This is a genomic window from Streptomyces sp. URMC 123, assembly GCF_051386515.1.
Lineage (GTDB): Bacteria > Actinomycetota > Actinomycetes > Streptomycetales > Streptomycetaceae > Streptomyces.
This window is the reverse complement of the sequence record NZ_JBPQTV010000160.1, coordinates 1-14,783: the sequence shown is the minus strand read 5'-3', so window position 1 is coordinate 14,783 and position 14,783 is coordinate 1. Positions and strand designations below refer to the sequence as shown.

Below are 14,783 nucleotides of genomic sequence, written 5' to 3'. Positions count from 1 at the left end.
GGTCCATCGCGGGGTCGGGGCTCATCGCCGGGCCGGGGCCGGAGCCCGGGGCGGCGGCCGGATCGGTGTGGGGTGCGGTCATCGCGGGTCGCCTTCCTTCCCGGGGTGGCGGTCGAGCACATCGTCCGCGGGGCAGCGCCCCCGGGCGACATAGCGGTCCACGAACGCGGCGACGGCGTCCCGTACCCCGGTCGGCGCGTCCAGCCGGGGGAGCGCCTCCTGGGCCGCCGCGAAGCAGGTGAGCGCGGCGGCGTGCAGCTCGGGGTCGCCGAGGCCGTGCCGGGCGGCGTGCCGCCACAGCGGATTGCGGGGCGCGGGCGCGGCGCCCGCCGTCTCGGCGAGCGGTTTGACGGCGCGGTGGACGGTCTCGCTCGCCTCCGGGTCGTCGAAGAGCGCGGCCGTGACCGCCAGCGGCACCAGCCAGCCGTCGTCGCCCGACTGGGCGTCGATCATGCGCAGTTCGAGGTGGCCGCGCGGCCGGACCGGCGGGAACAGGGTGGTCAGGTGGTACGAGAGGTCGTCGAGCGTGGGCGGCGTGGGCAGCCCGCCGCGCACCCACTCGCGAAAGGTGAGCCGCTCGGGCACGCGCCAGGGCCCCTCGGGGGAGCGCACGCACATCACCCCCGCGTCGAGCGCGTACGCCGCCCAGGACGCCCGGGGGTCGAGGGCCTCGGGCGGGGCGAGGCACCGGCCGGGGTCGAGGGCGGACCACACGGCCTGCCGGGTGGAGCGCCAGCCGGTCGGCCGCCCTTGGCGCAGCGGCGAGTTGGCGAACGCGGCGACCAGCACGGCGCCCAGCAGATGGGCGAGGTGCCAGCGGCGCCCGAAGCCCAGCGGGCCGGGCTCCTCGTGGCCGGCGTCCAGGCAGATCTGGAGGGAGGCGGTGGCGCACATCATGGCCCGCCCGGCCGGGCCGGAGCGGTCGAAGTAGCGCTCCATGGCCGCGTAGCGGGGCGCGGTCAGCAGCCGGCGCGGCGGCAGCCAGGGGTGGTGGCCGTGACCGGCGAGGGCGAGCCCGTGGCCGCGCAGCGCGGTCCGTACGAGGCGGAGGTCACCGGCGGCGCAGTCGACGAGGCCGCTCAGGGTGGTGGCCGGGGGAGAGCTGAGCTCCAGCTGCCCGCCGGGCTCGAACGTCAGGGCGGAGCGGAGCGGGAGGGCGCGGAGCGCGTGGGTGGCGGCGGAGAACCGGTCGGGGTCGAGGGGGAGGGACGGGTCGCGGAGGTCCTGGACGAACCATTCGAGTTCGACACCGAGCCGGCGCGGTGGGCCGGTCTTGAAGCAGATGCCGCGCACCCGCGCCTCCGCCTCCGATTCGGTGATCGGGCCGGGTCGGCCGCTGTCCGGACGATCGGGCACGGTCGGTACCTCCTGTCGGAATCCACCTCGACGCCTCGATGCCTCGTTGCCTCGACGTCTTGAAGCCTTGTTGTCCTGACGCCGCGCCACCTCGGCACCGGGTCGCGCTGTTCGGGCGCGCGCCGCGGATGGTCGCCGTCTCAAAGGGTGCCCCGTGCCACCCGGTGCCATGCGTGACATCCCGTGCCGTACCCGCGCCCGTCCCGTCGGAGCCCGCGCCGTCCCACGCGCCCCTGCGCCGAAGTCCGCGCCGTCCCGCGCCGCCCGCGCGCCACCCACCCCGCTCAGCTCGCTCAGCCCCGCGCGATCAGCTCCGTCCCCCGCGGCAGCGTCCCCCGCCCGGCCGCGTCGCGCAGCCGGTCCAGCAGGACCCGGCGCAGCTCCCGGGCGGCGCGCGGCGGCGCCACATCCGTGCGGTGGGCGAGCGCGATGGTGCGGCGCAGCCCCGGCGGCGCGAACGGGGTGCTGCGCAGCCCCGGCCCCGCCCGCTCGGCGACCATGCTCGGCAGCACCGCGACCCCCAGTCCGGCCCGGACGAAGCCCAGCACGGCGTCCAGCTCGCCGCCCTCGACGGTGAACGACGGCTCGAAGCCGGCCGCCCGGCAGGCCGCCACCGTCAGCTCCCGCAGGTCGTAGCCGTGCCGGAACATCACCAGGGGGCGGTCGCGCAGATCGGCCGGCCGTACCGGCACCCCGCCGCCCGGCCAGGGCGCCGCCGCCGAGGAGACCACCACCAGGTCCTCGCTCAGCAGCTCGGTGGTGTCCAGCGAGGGCGAGGCGCTCGGCAGCGGCAGCACCACCAGCGCCAGGTCCAGCCCGCCGCGCGCCAGCTCCCGTACGAGGTCGTGGGATGCGCTCTCCTCCACCAGCAGCTGGATGCCGGGGTGCAGATCGTGAAACGCGCGCAGCATGTCCGGGAGGAGCCCGGTGCAGAGGCTGGGCGTGGCCCCGAGCCGCACCCGGCCGCGCCGCAGCCGGGCCACCTCCTGCACCTCGTACCGGGCGGTCTCCACGTCGGCCAGGATGCGGCGGGCCAGCGGCAGCAGCGCCTCGCCCGCGTCGGTGAGGGCGATGTTGCCCCGGGCGCGGCTGAACAGCTCGGCGCCCAGCTCCCGCTCCAGGGCCCTGATCTGCTGGGAGAGCGAGGGCTGCGCCACATGGACGCGCTCCGCCGCCCGCGTGAAGTGCCGGGTCTCGGCCACCGCGACGAAGTAGACCAGCTGCTGGAACTGCACCCGCCCAGCATAGGGCCGGCGATAGCCGCTGCCTATTGACACATTGCGTTCCATGTCTTGGACCTTGGTCGGGGGTCGCCCCTACGGTCGGGAGACATGGCACTCGCGACGCGGACGGCCCGGCCGTCCACCCTCCGCCTGCTCTGGCAGTCGACCGTGGGCAAGAAGGCGGTCATGGCCGTCACCGGCGTGATCATGCTGATGTACCTGGTCGTGCACATGCTGGGCAACCTCAAGATCTTCTTCGGGGCCGGGGAGTTCAACGGCTACGCCCGCTGGCTGCGCACCATCGGCGAGCCCGCCCTGCACTACGGCTGGTTCCTGTGGCTCGCCCGGCTGGTGCTGGTGACCGCCGTGGTGCTGCACGCGGTGGCCGCGTACCAGCTCAGCCGCCGCGACCGCGCGGCCCGCCCCCGGGGCTATGTCCATCGCCGGCACCGCGCGAGCTACGCCACCCGCACCATGCGCTGGGGCGGGGTGATCCTCGCGCTCTTCATCGTCTGGCACATCCTCGATCTGACGACCCTGACCGTGAACCCGCGCGCCCAGCAGCACCACCCCTACGAGAACCTCGTGGCCTCCTTCTCGACCTGGTACGGCGGCGGGATCTACATCGTGGCGATGCTCGCCCTGTGCCTCCACATCCATCACGGCTTCTGGAGCGCGGCCCAGACGCTCGGCGCGAACAGCGCCCGGCGCCAGGGCGCCCTCAAGGCGACGGCCGCCGGCCTGTCGCTGATCCTGACCCTTGGTTTCCTGAGCGTGCCGGTCGCGGTCATGACCGGAGTGGTGAGCTGACATGACGACCTATGCCTCGTACACCGTGGGCGACCCGATCGCCGACACCAAGGCCCCCGGCGGGCCCATCGAGGAGCGCTGGGACCGGCGCCGCTTCGAGGCGAAGCTGGTGAACCCCGCCAACCGCCGCAAGCACACCGTGATCGTCGTCGGCACCGGGCTGGCGGGCGGCGCGGCCGGCGCCACCCTCGCCGAACAGGGCTACCGGGTCGTGCAGTTCTGTTACCAGGACTCGCCCCGCCGGGCGCACTCCATCGCGGCCCAGGGCGGCATCAACGCCGCCAAGAACTACCGCAACGACGGCGACTCCGTCCGCCGCCTGTTCTACGACACGGTCAAGGGCGGCGACTTCCGCGCCCGCGAGTCCAACGTCCACCGGCTCGCCCAGGTCTCCGTGGAGATCATCGACCAGTGCGTGGCCCAGGGCGTGCCCTTCGCCCGCGAGTACGGCGGACTGCTCGACACCCGCTCCTTCGGCGGCGTCCAGGTCTCCCGCACCTTCTACGCCCGCGGCCAGACCGGTCAGCAGCTGCTGCTCGGCGCCTACCAGGCGCTCTCCCGCCAGATCGCCGCGGGCCGGGTGGAGATGCACCCGCGCACCGAGATGCTCGACCTGATCGTGATCGACGGCCGGGCCCGCGGCATCGTCGCCCGGGACCTGGTCACCGGCCGGATATCCACCCATCTCGCCGACGCCGTCGTGCTCGCCTCCGGCGGCTACGGCAATGTCTTCCACCTCTCGACCAACGCCAAGAACTCCAACGCCACCGCCGTCTGGCGGGCCCACCGCCGCGGCGCGTACTTCGCCAACCCCTGCTTCACCCAGATCCACCCCACCTGCATCCCGCGCTCGGGCGACCACCAGTCCAAGCTGACCCTGATGAGCGAGTCGCTCCGCAACGACGGCCGGATCTGGGTGCCCAAGGCCAAGGGCGACCCGCGCCCGCCGGCCGAGATCCCCGAATCCGAGCGGGACTACTACCTGGAGCGGATCTACCCCTCCTTCGGCAACCTGGTGCCCCGCGACATCGCGTCCCGGGCGGCGAAGAACGTCTGCGACGCCGGCCACGGCGTGGGCCCCGGCGGCCAGGGCGTCTACCTCGACTTCGCCGACGCCATCGCCCGCATGGGCCGGGAGGCGGTCGAGGAGAAGTACGGCAACCTCTTCGAGATGTACGAGCGCATCACCGCGGAGAACCCGTACGAGGTGCCGATGCGGATCTATCCCGCGATCCACTACACGATGGGCGGGCTGTGGGTCGACTACGACCTCCAGACCACCGTGCCCGGACTGTTCGCCATCGGCGAGGCCAACTTCTCCGACCACGGCGCCAACCGGCTCGGCGCCAGCGCCCTGATGCAGGGGCTCGCCGACGGCTACTTCGTCCTGCCGCCCACCCTCAACGACTACCTGGCCCGCACCCGTCACGACCCCGTGTCCGAGGACCACCCGGCCGTCGCTGAGGCGGTCGCCGAGACCGAGGACCGGCTGAACCTGCTGCTGTCGGTGGGCGGCGACCGCACCCCCGAGTCCTTCCACCGCGAGCTCGGCGAGCTGCTGTGGGACGAGTGCGGCATGGCGCGCACCGAGACCGGGCTGCGCAAGGCCCTGGAGCGCATCCCCGAGCTGCGCGAGGAGTTCTGGCGCCGGATCAGGGTGCCCGGCACCGGGGCGCAGCTCAACCAGTCCCTGGAAAAGGCCAACCGGATCGCCGACTACCTCGAACTGGCCGAGCTGATGTGCCTCGACGCCCTGCACCGCACCGAGTCCTGCGGCGGGCACTTCCGGGAGGAGAGCCGCACCGAGGGCGGCGAGGCGGCCCGCAAGGACGACGAGTTCTCCTACGCCGCCGCCTGGGAGTTCACCGGCACCGGCACCGCCCCCGTCCTGCACAAGGAAGACCTGGTCTTCGAGTACGTCCACCCCACCCAGCGGAGTTACGCATGAGGCTCACCCTGCGCATCTGGCGCCAGCCCGGCCCCACCGAGCCCGGCGCCATGACCTCGTACGACGTGGACGGCATCTCGCCGGACATGTCGTTCCTGGAGATGCTCGACACGCTCAACGAGGAGCTCATCCTGCGCGGCGAGGAGCCCGTCGCCTTCGACCACGACTGCCGCGAGGGCATCTGCGGCGCCTGCGGCATGGTGATCAACGGGCAGGCGCACGGACCCGAGCGCACCACGACCTGTCAGCTCCACATGCGCCACTTCGCCGACGGCGACACGATCGACGTCGAACCGTGGCGGGCCGCGGCCTTCCCGGTCGTGAAGGACCTGGTGGTGGACCGGTCGGCCTTCGACCGGATCATCGGCTCGGGCGGCTATGTCACGGCCCCCACCGGCAGCGCGCCCGAGGCCCACGCCACGCCCGTGCCCAAGGCGGCCGCGGAGACCGCCTTCGAGCACGCCGAGTGCATCGGCTGCGGAGCCTGCGTGGCGGCCTGCCCCAACGGCTCGGCGATGCTCTTCACCTCCGCGAAGGTGGTGCACCTCAATGTGCTGCCGCAGGGCGCGCCCGAGCGGGAGAGCCGGGTGCTCGACATGGTCGCGACGATGGACGCGGAGGGCTTCGGCGGCTGCACCAACACGGGGGAGTGCGCCACGGCCTGCCCGAAGGGGATTCCGCTGCCGAGCATCGCCGCGATGAACCGGGAGTGGCTGCGGGCGGTGCGCAAGGCGCCGCGCTGAGCGCGAGGCACCGCGCCGTGCGCGGGGCGGGCCGCCGGCGGCCGCCCGGCCGTGCCGGCCATGACGCCGGGCCTCGCGGGGCCCCGCGAGGCGTCAGCGCGCCAGGCGTGCCGCGAGGTACGGGGCGGTGCGGCTGCCGGGCGCCGCGGCCACCTCGTCCGGGGTGCCGCACGCCACCACCCGGCCGCCCTCCTCGCCCCCGCCGGGCCCGAGGTCGATCACCCAGTCGGCGCCGGCCGCCACGGCCATGTCGTGCTCGACGACCACGACCGAGTGCCCGGCGTCGACCAGCCCGTGCAACTGCCGCAGCAGCACCTCGACATCGGCCGGGTGGAGCCCGGTGGTCGGCTCGTCCAGCAGATAGACGGTGTGCCCCCGGCGGGCGCGCTGGAGCTCGGTGGCGAGCTTGATCCGCTGGGCCTCGCCGCCGGACAGCTCCGTGGCCGGCTGGCCGAGCCGCAGATAGCCCAGCCCCACCTCCTGGAGCGTGCGCAGGCTCCGCGCGGCGGCCGGCGCGTCCGCGAGGAACTCCCGCGCCGCGTCGACGGTCAGGTCCAGCACCTCGGCGACGGTCAGGCCGCGGAGGCGGATCTCCAGCGTCTCGGGGGCGTAGCGGGCGCCGTGACAGTCCGGGCAGGGGCTGTACGTGCCGGGCAGAAAGAGCAGCTCCACGGCGACGAAGCCCTCGCCCTGGCAGGTCTCGCACCGCCCGCCGGCGACGTTGAAGGAGAACCGGCCCGCGGTGTAGCCCCGCGCGCGGGACTCGTCCGTCGCGGCGAACAGCTTGCGTACGGTGTCGAACAGCCCGGTGTACGTGGCGAGGTTCGAGCGGGGCGTACGGCCGATGGGCCGCTGGTCCACCACGACCAGCCGGTCGACGGCCTCCGTGCCCTTGGCCACGAGCTCTCCGGCCACCGGCCCCCGGTCCGCCGCGCCGGCCGGTGCTCCGTCCTCGGTGTCCGCCGTGTCCGCCGCGCCCGGGCCGTCCGCGGCCTCCGCGAGGACCCCGGCCAGCACCTGCCCGACCAGCGTGGACTTCCCCGAGCCCGACACCCCGGTGACCGCCGTGAAGACCCCGAGCGGGAACTCGGCGGTGAGGTCGCGCAGATTGTGCCGGGTGACGCCCTCCAGGCGCACCCAGCCGGACGGCTCGCGCGGCACCCGTACGGCGGCCTCCCCGCGGGCCTCTCCCTGATGCTTGCCGTCGAATCCGTCGAAGCCGTTGAATCCGTCGTGTCCGTCGAACACGAACCGGCGCGTGGCCGACGCGGTCACCTCGGCCAGGCCGGCCACCGGCCCGCTGTAGAGCACCCGCCCGCCGTACTCGCCCGCGCCGGGGCCCACGTCCACGATCCAGTCCGCCCGCCGCACCACCGCCATGTCGTGCTCCACGACGAACACGGAGTTCCCGGCGGCCTTCAGCCGCTCCAGCATCACCAGCAGCGCCTCGGTGTCGGCCGGGTGCAGCCCCGCCGACGGCTCGTCCAGCACGTACACCACGCCGAACAGGCCCGACCGCAACTGCGTGGCCAGCCGGAGCCGCTGGGACTCGCCCGCCGAGAGCGTCGGCGCCGCCCGGTCCAGGCTCAGATAGCCCAGGCCCACCTCGGTGATCGGTTCGATCCGCGACAGCAGGTCGCGGGCCAGGGTGCCGGCGGCGTCCCCGGCCTCGCCCCGGGCGGCCGGGCGCAGCACCTCGGCCAGCCCGGTGAGCGGCAGCCCGGCCAGCTCGGCGATCGTGCGCCCGGCGAAGGTGACGGCCAGCGCCTCCGGGCGCAGCCGGCTGCCGCCGCACTCCGGACAGGGCGTGCTGCGCAGGAACCGCTCGGCGCGGGCCCGCAGCGTCCGGCTCTTGGAGTCGGCGAAAGTGTGCATCACATAGCGGCGGGCGCTCATATAGGTGCCCTGGTACGGGCGCTGGATGCGGCCGGCGTCGCGCACCGGGTGCACGGTGACGACCGGTTGCTCGTCGGTGAACAGAATCCACTCGCGCTCCGCCCGGGGCAGCTCGCGCCAGGGCCGGTCGATGTCGTGCCCCAGGGCGTCCAGCACATCCCGCAGGTTCTTGCCCTGCCAGGCCCCGGGCCAGGCCGCGATCGCCCCGTCCCGGATGCTCAGGGACGGGTCCGGCACCAGCAGCTCCTCCGTGGTCCCGTGCACCTCGCCCAGGCCGTGGCACGCGGGGCAGGCGCCGGCCGCGGTGTTCGGCGAGAAGGCGTCGGAATCCAGCCGGTCGGTGCCCGGAGGGTAGTCGCCGGCGCGGGAGAAGAGCATCCGCAGCGAGTTGGACAGCAGTGTGACCGTGCCCACCGACGACCGCGCGGTGGGCGCCGAGCGCCGCTGCTCCAGCGACACGGCCGGGGGCAGCCCGCTGATCTCCGCCACGGTGGGCGCGCCCACCTGGTGGATCAGCCGCCGGGCGTACGGCGCGACGGACTCGATGTAGCGGCGCTGCGCCTCGGCGTAGATCGTGCCGAAGGCGAGGGAGGACTTGCCGGAGCCGGAGACCCCGGTGAACACGGCGAGCGCGTCGCGCGGAATGTCGACATCCACCTCGCGCAGATTGTGCTCGCGGGCGCCGCGCACCCGCACAAACGGATCGTGGGCGGTGCGCATGGGGGTCACTCCGTACGGCTGTGCGATCCGGGCGGCTGGCGCGCGCCCGGGACGGCGGGTCGGCCGCGACGGCATCGGCACGGCCGTGCCGATTCTAGGTGGCCGCTCCGGCCGGCTCCTTCGGGGTGAGCCCGGCCACCCGCGCCAGCCGCCGATACGAGTCGAGCTCCTCCCCGCGGTCGTACGTGCTCGTGGTGACCAGCACCTCGTCCGCGCCCGTACGGCGGATCAGCCCCTCCAGCGCGGCCGCCACCTCGTCCTCCGTGCCGCGCACATGCCCCTGCCGCGCCTCGTCGAAGAACCGCCGCTCCCGGTCGCTCATCCGCAGGGCGAGGATCTCCTCGGCCGGGATCAGCGGCGGGAACTCCCCGTGCGTCCGTGACCAGGCGGCCGACCAGGCCTCCGGCAGCAGCAGCCGCTCGGCCTCCTCCGTCGTCCCGGCGACGGCCACCGTCGACGCGACCACCACGAAGGGCTCCGCCGTCCACCCGGAGGGCCGGAAGGCGGCGCGGTAGCCCTCGATCGCCCGCAGCATCGCGTCCTCGCCCCGGGCGGGGGCGATGACCAGCGGCAGCCCGAGCGCCGCCGCGTGCTCCGCGCCCGCCCCCGTGGCCAGCACGAAGGGGGCGGGGCGCAGCCCCTCGGCGGGCCGGGCCCGCACCCGGGGCGCCTCCGGCTCCCCGGGCCGCTCGCCCGTGAAGTAGTCCAGGAGCTCGCCGAGCTGCTCCGCGAAGCCGTCGGCCGCGTCCTTGCCGCGCCCCAGCGCCCGCCGCACGCCGTCGGTGAAGCCCACCGACCGGCCGAGGCCCATGTCGACCCGGCCGGGGAACAGGGATTCGAGCACCCCGAACTGCTCGGCCACCACCAGCGGCCGGTGATTGGGCAGCATGACCCCGCCCGTGCCCACCCGGATGCGCGAGGTGGCCGCCGCGACAGCCGCGGCCAGCACGGTCGGCGCCGAGCCGGCGACACCCGGCACGCCGTGGTGCTCCGAGACCCAGAACCGGTGGTAGCCCAGCTCCTCCGCCTGCCGGGCGAAGCGCACGGTGTCCCGCAGCGCGGCCGGGCCGTCCTGCCCGCGCCGGATGCGGGAGCGGTCGAGGACGGAGAAGCGGACGTGTGCGAGGGCTGACGGAAGCGAGGTCGAGGAGATCACCTCTGGGAGAACGCCTGGGGCGCGCCAGGATTCCCGGGGATGCGGGGGGCCGCCCCGCGGCCCAGGATGGAGGGCGGGGACGGGCGGCCGTCGCGGCCGCTCCCGTGCCGTGGCCGATCCGTACTGTGGCCGATCCGTGCGGTGACCCCCGTACGGCGGGCGTCCCGCACCGGCGGGCGCGCCCCGTACCGGCCGGCGTCCCGTACGGCGGACGAGGAGGGCATGTCGTGTGCGCCGACGGCTCCTCGCCACTGCCGGACTCCTCGCAGCCGCCGGACCCGCTCGGTGCCGAGGAGCTGCGCCTCGTCCTGGACGGCACCCCCGCCGGCATCGCCGTCCTGGACACCCGGCTGCGCTACGTCTACGTCAACCCCGCGCTGGCCAGGATGAACGGCGTGCCGCCCGAGGCACACATCGGCCGCACCATCGCGGAGGTGGTGCCCGACATCGACGCCCGCGAGGACGTGCTGCGGGCGGTCCTCGCCGACGGCCGGCCCCGCGAGGTCACCTCCAGCGGCCACACCCGCGCCGCCTCCTCCCTCGAACGGCGCTACTGGCACGGGGCGTACCACCGGCTGGAGCGCCACCCCGGCGACGCGGCCGCCGGCGGCGACCGTACGGGTCCCGGGGCCGCGCCCGGCGACCGTACGGAGGACGGTGGCGGGGCCGGCGACCGTACGGACGACCGGGGCTCCGACGCGGGCTCCGGCCGGCCCCGGGTGCTGGGCCTCGTCGGCATCGTGCTGGAGGTGAGCGCCTCCCGCCACCAGCAGAACGCCCTCCAGCGCGCCAGCGAGCGGCTCGCCCTGCTCGACACTGCCGCCACCCGGATCGGCACCACCCTGGAGACCGACGCCACCTGCACGGAGCTGGCCGAGTTCCTGGTGCGCGTGCTGGCCGACGCGGCCAGCGTCGAACTGCTGCCCAACGCCTCCGGTGGCAGTGCCGCGCTCCGCCCCGGCGCGCCCCTGCGCGTGCGCCGCGTCGCCCTTGCCGCCGTGCCGCACCTCCAGGACCGGGTGCGGGAGTTCAGCCCGCCCGGCGAGGACGTGGAGTACCAGCCCGGCGCGGTGGTGCCGCAGTGCCTGGGGACCGGCCGCCCGCAGATGCTCAATCTCCTCTCCGACGAGCAACTGCGCCGGGCGGCGCCCAGCGCGGACCGCCTGGGCGCGTATCGCGCCGCGGGATTCCACTCCGCCCTGGTGCTGCCCCTGGTCGCCCGGGGCGAGCCGATCGGCACCGTCAACATGATCCGCGCCGGCTCGTCACCCGCCTTCAGCGACGAGGACCTCCTGGCCGCGCAGGACCTCGCCGGCCGCGCCGCCGTCAGCCTCGACAACGCCCTGCGCTACACCCATGAGCACGGCGTGGCCCTGGAGCTCCAGCGGGCCCTGCTGTCCGAGCCGCGCGCCCCGCACCCCGACTTCGAGATCGCCTCGCGCTATCTGCCCTCCGGCAGCAGCGCCCTGGTCGGCGGCGACTGGTTCGACACCATCGTGCTGCGCGACGGCCGCACGCTCCAGGTGATGGGCGATGTGATGGGCCACGGCGTGGCGGCCGCCGTCGCCATGAGCCACTACCGGGCGATGCTGCGGCTGCTCGCCACCGCCGGTCTTGAACCCGAGGAGATGCTCGCCCGGGCCGACCGGCTGATCGGGGCGGCCGGCTTCGACCGGGCCGCCACCTGTCTGCTGGCCATGGCCGAACCCGGCCGCGACATCCGGCTCTCCAGCGCGGGCCATCTGCCGCCGGCGGTCCTCCAGCCGGACGGCCCGACCCTCCTGGTGCGCATGTCCCCCGGGCCACCGCTGGGCACCGGGGCCGGCGGCGGCTACGAACAGGTGACCATCCCGTGCGTGCCGGGCCCCGTACTGCTGCTGTACACGGACGGGCTGGTGGAACGGCGCGGCGAGGACATCGACGTCTCGCTGCGCCGGCTGACCGAACTGCGGCTGCCGGCGGACGCGTCGCTGGACGCGCTGCTCGACCAGGTGCTGCACCGGCTCGACGCGGGAGCGGCGGAGGACGACGTGGCGGTCCTGGCGGCGCGGGTCCGCCCGCACGCCTCCCGGCCGTGACCCGTCCACCCGAGTCAGCGCCGTAACCCGGGGGACGGCCCGGTCCCACCGGAGCCGCCCGCCCCGCCGCTCAGCCCCGTGCGGCGTCCGCGTCCGCGCCGACCGGCGGCCGGCGCTCGTACCACCGCTGGTCCGCCTCCAACTGCGCCGCCAGCGACACCAGCAGCGGCTCCCCGTGCTCGGGTCCGAGCAACTGCGCCCCCAGCGGCAGCCCGGACGCCGTGAAGCCCGCCGGCACGCTGATCCCCGGCCAGCCCAGGACGTTCCACGGCCACGCGTACGGGCACGCCGCGATCATGGCGCGGTCGGTGCGCCAGCCGGAGAACCCCGTCATGGCCCCGATCGCCGGCGGCGGGGTGGCCGTGGTCGGCGTCAGCACGACGTCGAAGCGGTGGAACACCTCCCCGACGCGCTGCCGCAGCCCCGGCTCCGCGGCCCGCGCCAGGCGCAGCGGCACCCCGCCCAGCACCCGCCCGAGGCGTGCGGCACCGCGCGTCCGCGGATCGAGCAGCTCGGGCTCCGGCACCCGCGCCACCCAGTCCCGCACCCCCGCCGTGGCCCGCGGCACGAACGCCGGCCCGATCGGCCCGTAGCGCGGCTCGGCCGCCACCACGTCGTGGCCCAGGGCGGCCAGCCGCTCCGCCGTGGCGTGGACGGCGGAGCGCACCTCGGGGTGCAGCGGCTTGGCCGTCCCGGTGAAGGCGGGGCGCAGCGACAGCGCGATCCGCAACCGCCGCGGCTCCCGGCCCGCCGCCGGCAGCACCCGCAGGGCCGGCGGCCGGTACCGGTCCCGAGGGTGGCTGCCGCTCACCGCGTCCAGCAGCAGCGCCGCGTCGGCGACCGTGCGGGCCAGCGGGCCGATGCCGGTGAGGCCGTGGAACGCCTCCGCCTCCGGCCAGGTGGAGATCCGGCCGCGCTGCGGCTTGAGGCCCACCAGATGGGTCCAGGCGGCGGGTATGCGCACGGACCCCGCGCCGTCGGAGCCCAGTGCGGCGGGCACCAGCCCGGCGGCCACGGCGGCCGCGGCGCCGCCCGAGGAGCCACCGGGGGTGTGCCCGAGGTGCCACGGGTTGCGGGTCGCGCCGAAGGCCGGGCCCTCCGTGAACGGCCACTGCCCCAGCTCGGGGGTGTTGGTCTTGCCGATGACGACCGCCCCCGCGAGGCGCAGTCTGCGGACCGCCTCACCGTCCGCGGTCCGCGCGGGGAACCGGCCCGGACAGCCGAAGGCCGTCGGCTCGCCGCGGACGTCCATGTCGTCCTTGACCGCGACCGGCACGCCCAGCAGCGGCCGGCGCTCGCCGGCTCTCAGGCGCCGGTCGGCGGCCTCCGCCTCGACGAGCGCCGCCTCGACGCGCACCAGCCGGAAGGCGTTGAGGGCCGGATCGAGCGTCCTGATCCGCTCCAGGGCCCCGGCCACCAGCTCCCGCGAGGTCACCGAGCCCTCGGCCAGCGCACGGGCCTGCTCCGCCAGTCCCGGAACGGGTGAACGGGACACCGGCCCCACCTCGTTTCCTCCGCCATGTGTCCGCCATGTGTTCGACAGCGCCCCCGGCACGCTAGGGGAACGGGGCTCGACGGCGAATGGAGACAAGGGCGGCGGCGGGCGGAATCCGGCCAGGCGCGCGCGTGTTCAGTACGGCGCTCGGGCGGCCCGGGCGGGCGAGCTCCCGGTCGTCAGGCGAAACGTTCGATATGGAGGTGCATATCGGAGCGCGACTGCAGGATGGTGGTACCGACCGACCAGAACGTGTCCGTACCCGGCACGCGTGCCAGGTCGCTCACGACCGGACCGCCCGCCCCCTGCGGCCCCGGCGCCGACACCCACGCGCCGCCGTCCCACCGCAGATACGCCGCGCGGGTCCTGTCCCAGAAGTTCCAGCCCGCTGTCCAGGCGGGCCGGCCCTGCGCGTCGTCGACGATCGCGTTGAGCGAGCCCAGGGAGAGCGGCCCCTCGATCTGGTCCCACTCGCCGCCGTCCCAGTGCATCAGATGGACGCCGGGCGGCTTGTCGGGCGGGCCGCCGATGCCGTAGGCGTTGCCCGTGGTCCAGACGTCGTCGGGGGCGAGGGCGAGCACATCGGTCGTCAGGGAATGGAGGCCGCCGAACGTCGGCAGCACGGTCCAGGCCCCGTCCCAGACGGCGGTGAAGCGCGCCAGCCAGCCCTGGAAGGGTTGAGAGCCCACCAGCCACACCGAGCCGTCGGGGCGCGTCCTGATCCGCGCCGGGTGCGCCCGGTCGGCCGGCACGGGCTCCAGCCACCGCCACCCGCCCCCCGGATCGTGGTGCAGCACGGTGCAACCGCCGCCGCGCAGCGCGGAGAACCAGACGCTGCCGTCCGGGCCGAGCGCCACGGAGGTCAGCCGGGTGTCCGGATCTCCCTGCCCGGGGTGGTCCACCGGGCGCCAGGTGTACCCGTCCCAGCGCAGCGGGTGCGAGCCCGTGTCGTTCTCGGTGCCCACGGCCCACGCGGTGACTCGGGAGCCGGTGACCTGGGCCGCGACCGAGTGCAGACTCCCGGCGAAGGCGAGGTGCCGGGTGTCGGTGGCGAGCCACTGCCGGCCGTCCCAGTGCCGGGCCATCGGCCGGCCCGGACCGGAGGACGGGATGTTCTCGCTGCCCACCGCCCAGGCCATGTCGGGCCCCGCCGCGGCCACCGCGTGCAGCCGGGACGGCGGCACGGCCGGGGGCACCGCGACCACCTGCCAGTCCCGCTCCGTGGACGCGCTGGAATCCCGCTGGCGCCGTGCGGAGGCAGCGTCCGGCCGTATGGGTGCCTCGGACCGTACGGGTGTCTGGGACCGTACGGACGCCACCGCGCCGGTCCCCGGGACGGCGAGGGCCGCCCCCGCGCC

General features: G+C 75.2%; 10 protein-coding genes. 4 read left to right on the top strand and 6 right to left on the bottom strand.

Features of this window, described 5'->3' with window-relative positions; all coding sequences use genetic code 11:
• Positions 1–78: 78 nt before the first annotated feature.
• Positions 79–1,356: an ergothioneine biosynthesis glutamate--cysteine ligase EgtA gene (gene egtA / locus ACSNOD_RS18985; protein WP_436768160.1), complete on the bottom strand. Its 1,278-nt coding sequence runs from the start codon at positions 1,354–1,356 to the stop codon at positions 79–81.
• 293 nt (positions 1,357–1,649) lie between these two features.
• A complete protein-coding gene (locus ACSNOD_RS18980) occupies positions 1,650–2,591 on the bottom strand; it encodes a LysR family transcriptional regulator (RefSeq protein ID WP_436768162.1) in 942 nt (313 codons plus the stop codon).
• Positions 2,592–2,687: 96 nt separating this feature from the next.
• Here ACSNOD_RS18980 and ACSNOD_RS18975 point away from each other — a divergent pair, with 96 nt between their 5' ends.
• From ACSNOD_RS18975 to ACSNOD_RS18965, 3 genes are read left to right on the top strand one after another with little or no spacing between them, the layout of a single operon-like run.
• Entirely contained in the window at positions 2,688–3,389 is a 702-nt protein-coding gene (locus ACSNOD_RS18975) for a succinate dehydrogenase cytochrome b subunit (RefSeq protein ID WP_436768159.1), read from the top strand.
• A gap of 1 nt (position 3,390) precedes the next feature.
• The gene (locus tag ACSNOD_RS18970; protein ID WP_436768158.1) at positions 3,391–5,337 is read left to right on the top strand and encodes a fumarate reductase/succinate dehydrogenase flavoprotein subunit; all 1,947 of its coding nucleotides are present in this window, start codon (positions 3,391–3,393) and stop codon (positions 5,335–5,337) included.
• Entirely contained in the window at positions 5,334–6,080 is a 747-nt protein-coding gene (locus ACSNOD_RS18965) for a succinate dehydrogenase/fumarate reductase iron-sulfur subunit (RefSeq protein WP_436768157.1), read from the top strand. Before ACSNOD_RS18970 ends, ACSNOD_RS18965 begins: the two co-directional genes overlap by 4 nt.
• Before the next feature lie 93 nt (positions 6,081–6,173).
• Here ACSNOD_RS18965 and ACSNOD_RS18960 read toward each other — a convergent pair whose 3' ends face one another.
• Together ACSNOD_RS18960 and ACSNOD_RS18955 are read right to left on the bottom strand one after the other, a co-directional pair.
• The gene (locus ACSNOD_RS18960; RefSeq protein ID WP_436768156.1) at positions 6,174–8,696 is read right to left on the bottom strand and encodes an ABC transporter; all 2,523 of its coding nucleotides are present in this window, start codon (positions 8,694–8,696) and stop codon (positions 6,174–6,176) included.
• Between the two features lie 94 nt (positions 8,697–8,790).
• Positions 8,791–9,852: an MsnO8 family LLM class oxidoreductase gene (locus ACSNOD_RS18955; protein WP_436768155.1), complete on the bottom strand. Its 1,062-nt coding sequence runs from the start codon at positions 9,850–9,852 to the stop codon at positions 8,791–8,793.
• Between the two features lie 251 nt (positions 9,853–10,103).
• Between ACSNOD_RS18955 and ACSNOD_RS18950 the strand changes: the two genes are divergently transcribed.
• Positions 10,104–11,930 (top strand): SpoIIE family protein phosphatase, encoded by a 1,827-nt coding sequence (locus tag ACSNOD_RS18950; RefSeq protein ID WP_436768161.1) that lies wholly within the window; start codon positions 10,104–10,106, stop codon positions 11,928–11,930.
• A gap of 70 nt (positions 11,931–12,000) precedes the next feature.
• On the opposite strand, the gene ACSNOD_RS18945 is transcribed toward ACSNOD_RS18950, so the two are convergent.
• Positions 12,001–13,425, bottom strand: coding sequence for an amidase (locus ACSNOD_RS18945; protein ID WP_436768154.1), 1,425 nt, complete (start codon positions 13,423–13,425; stop codon positions 12,001–12,003).
• Between the two features lie 179 nt (positions 13,426–13,604).
• Positions 13,605–14,783 (bottom strand): hypothetical protein (locus ACSNOD_RS18940; RefSeq protein WP_436768153.1); only part of this gene is annotated, 1,179 nt, incomplete at its 5' end.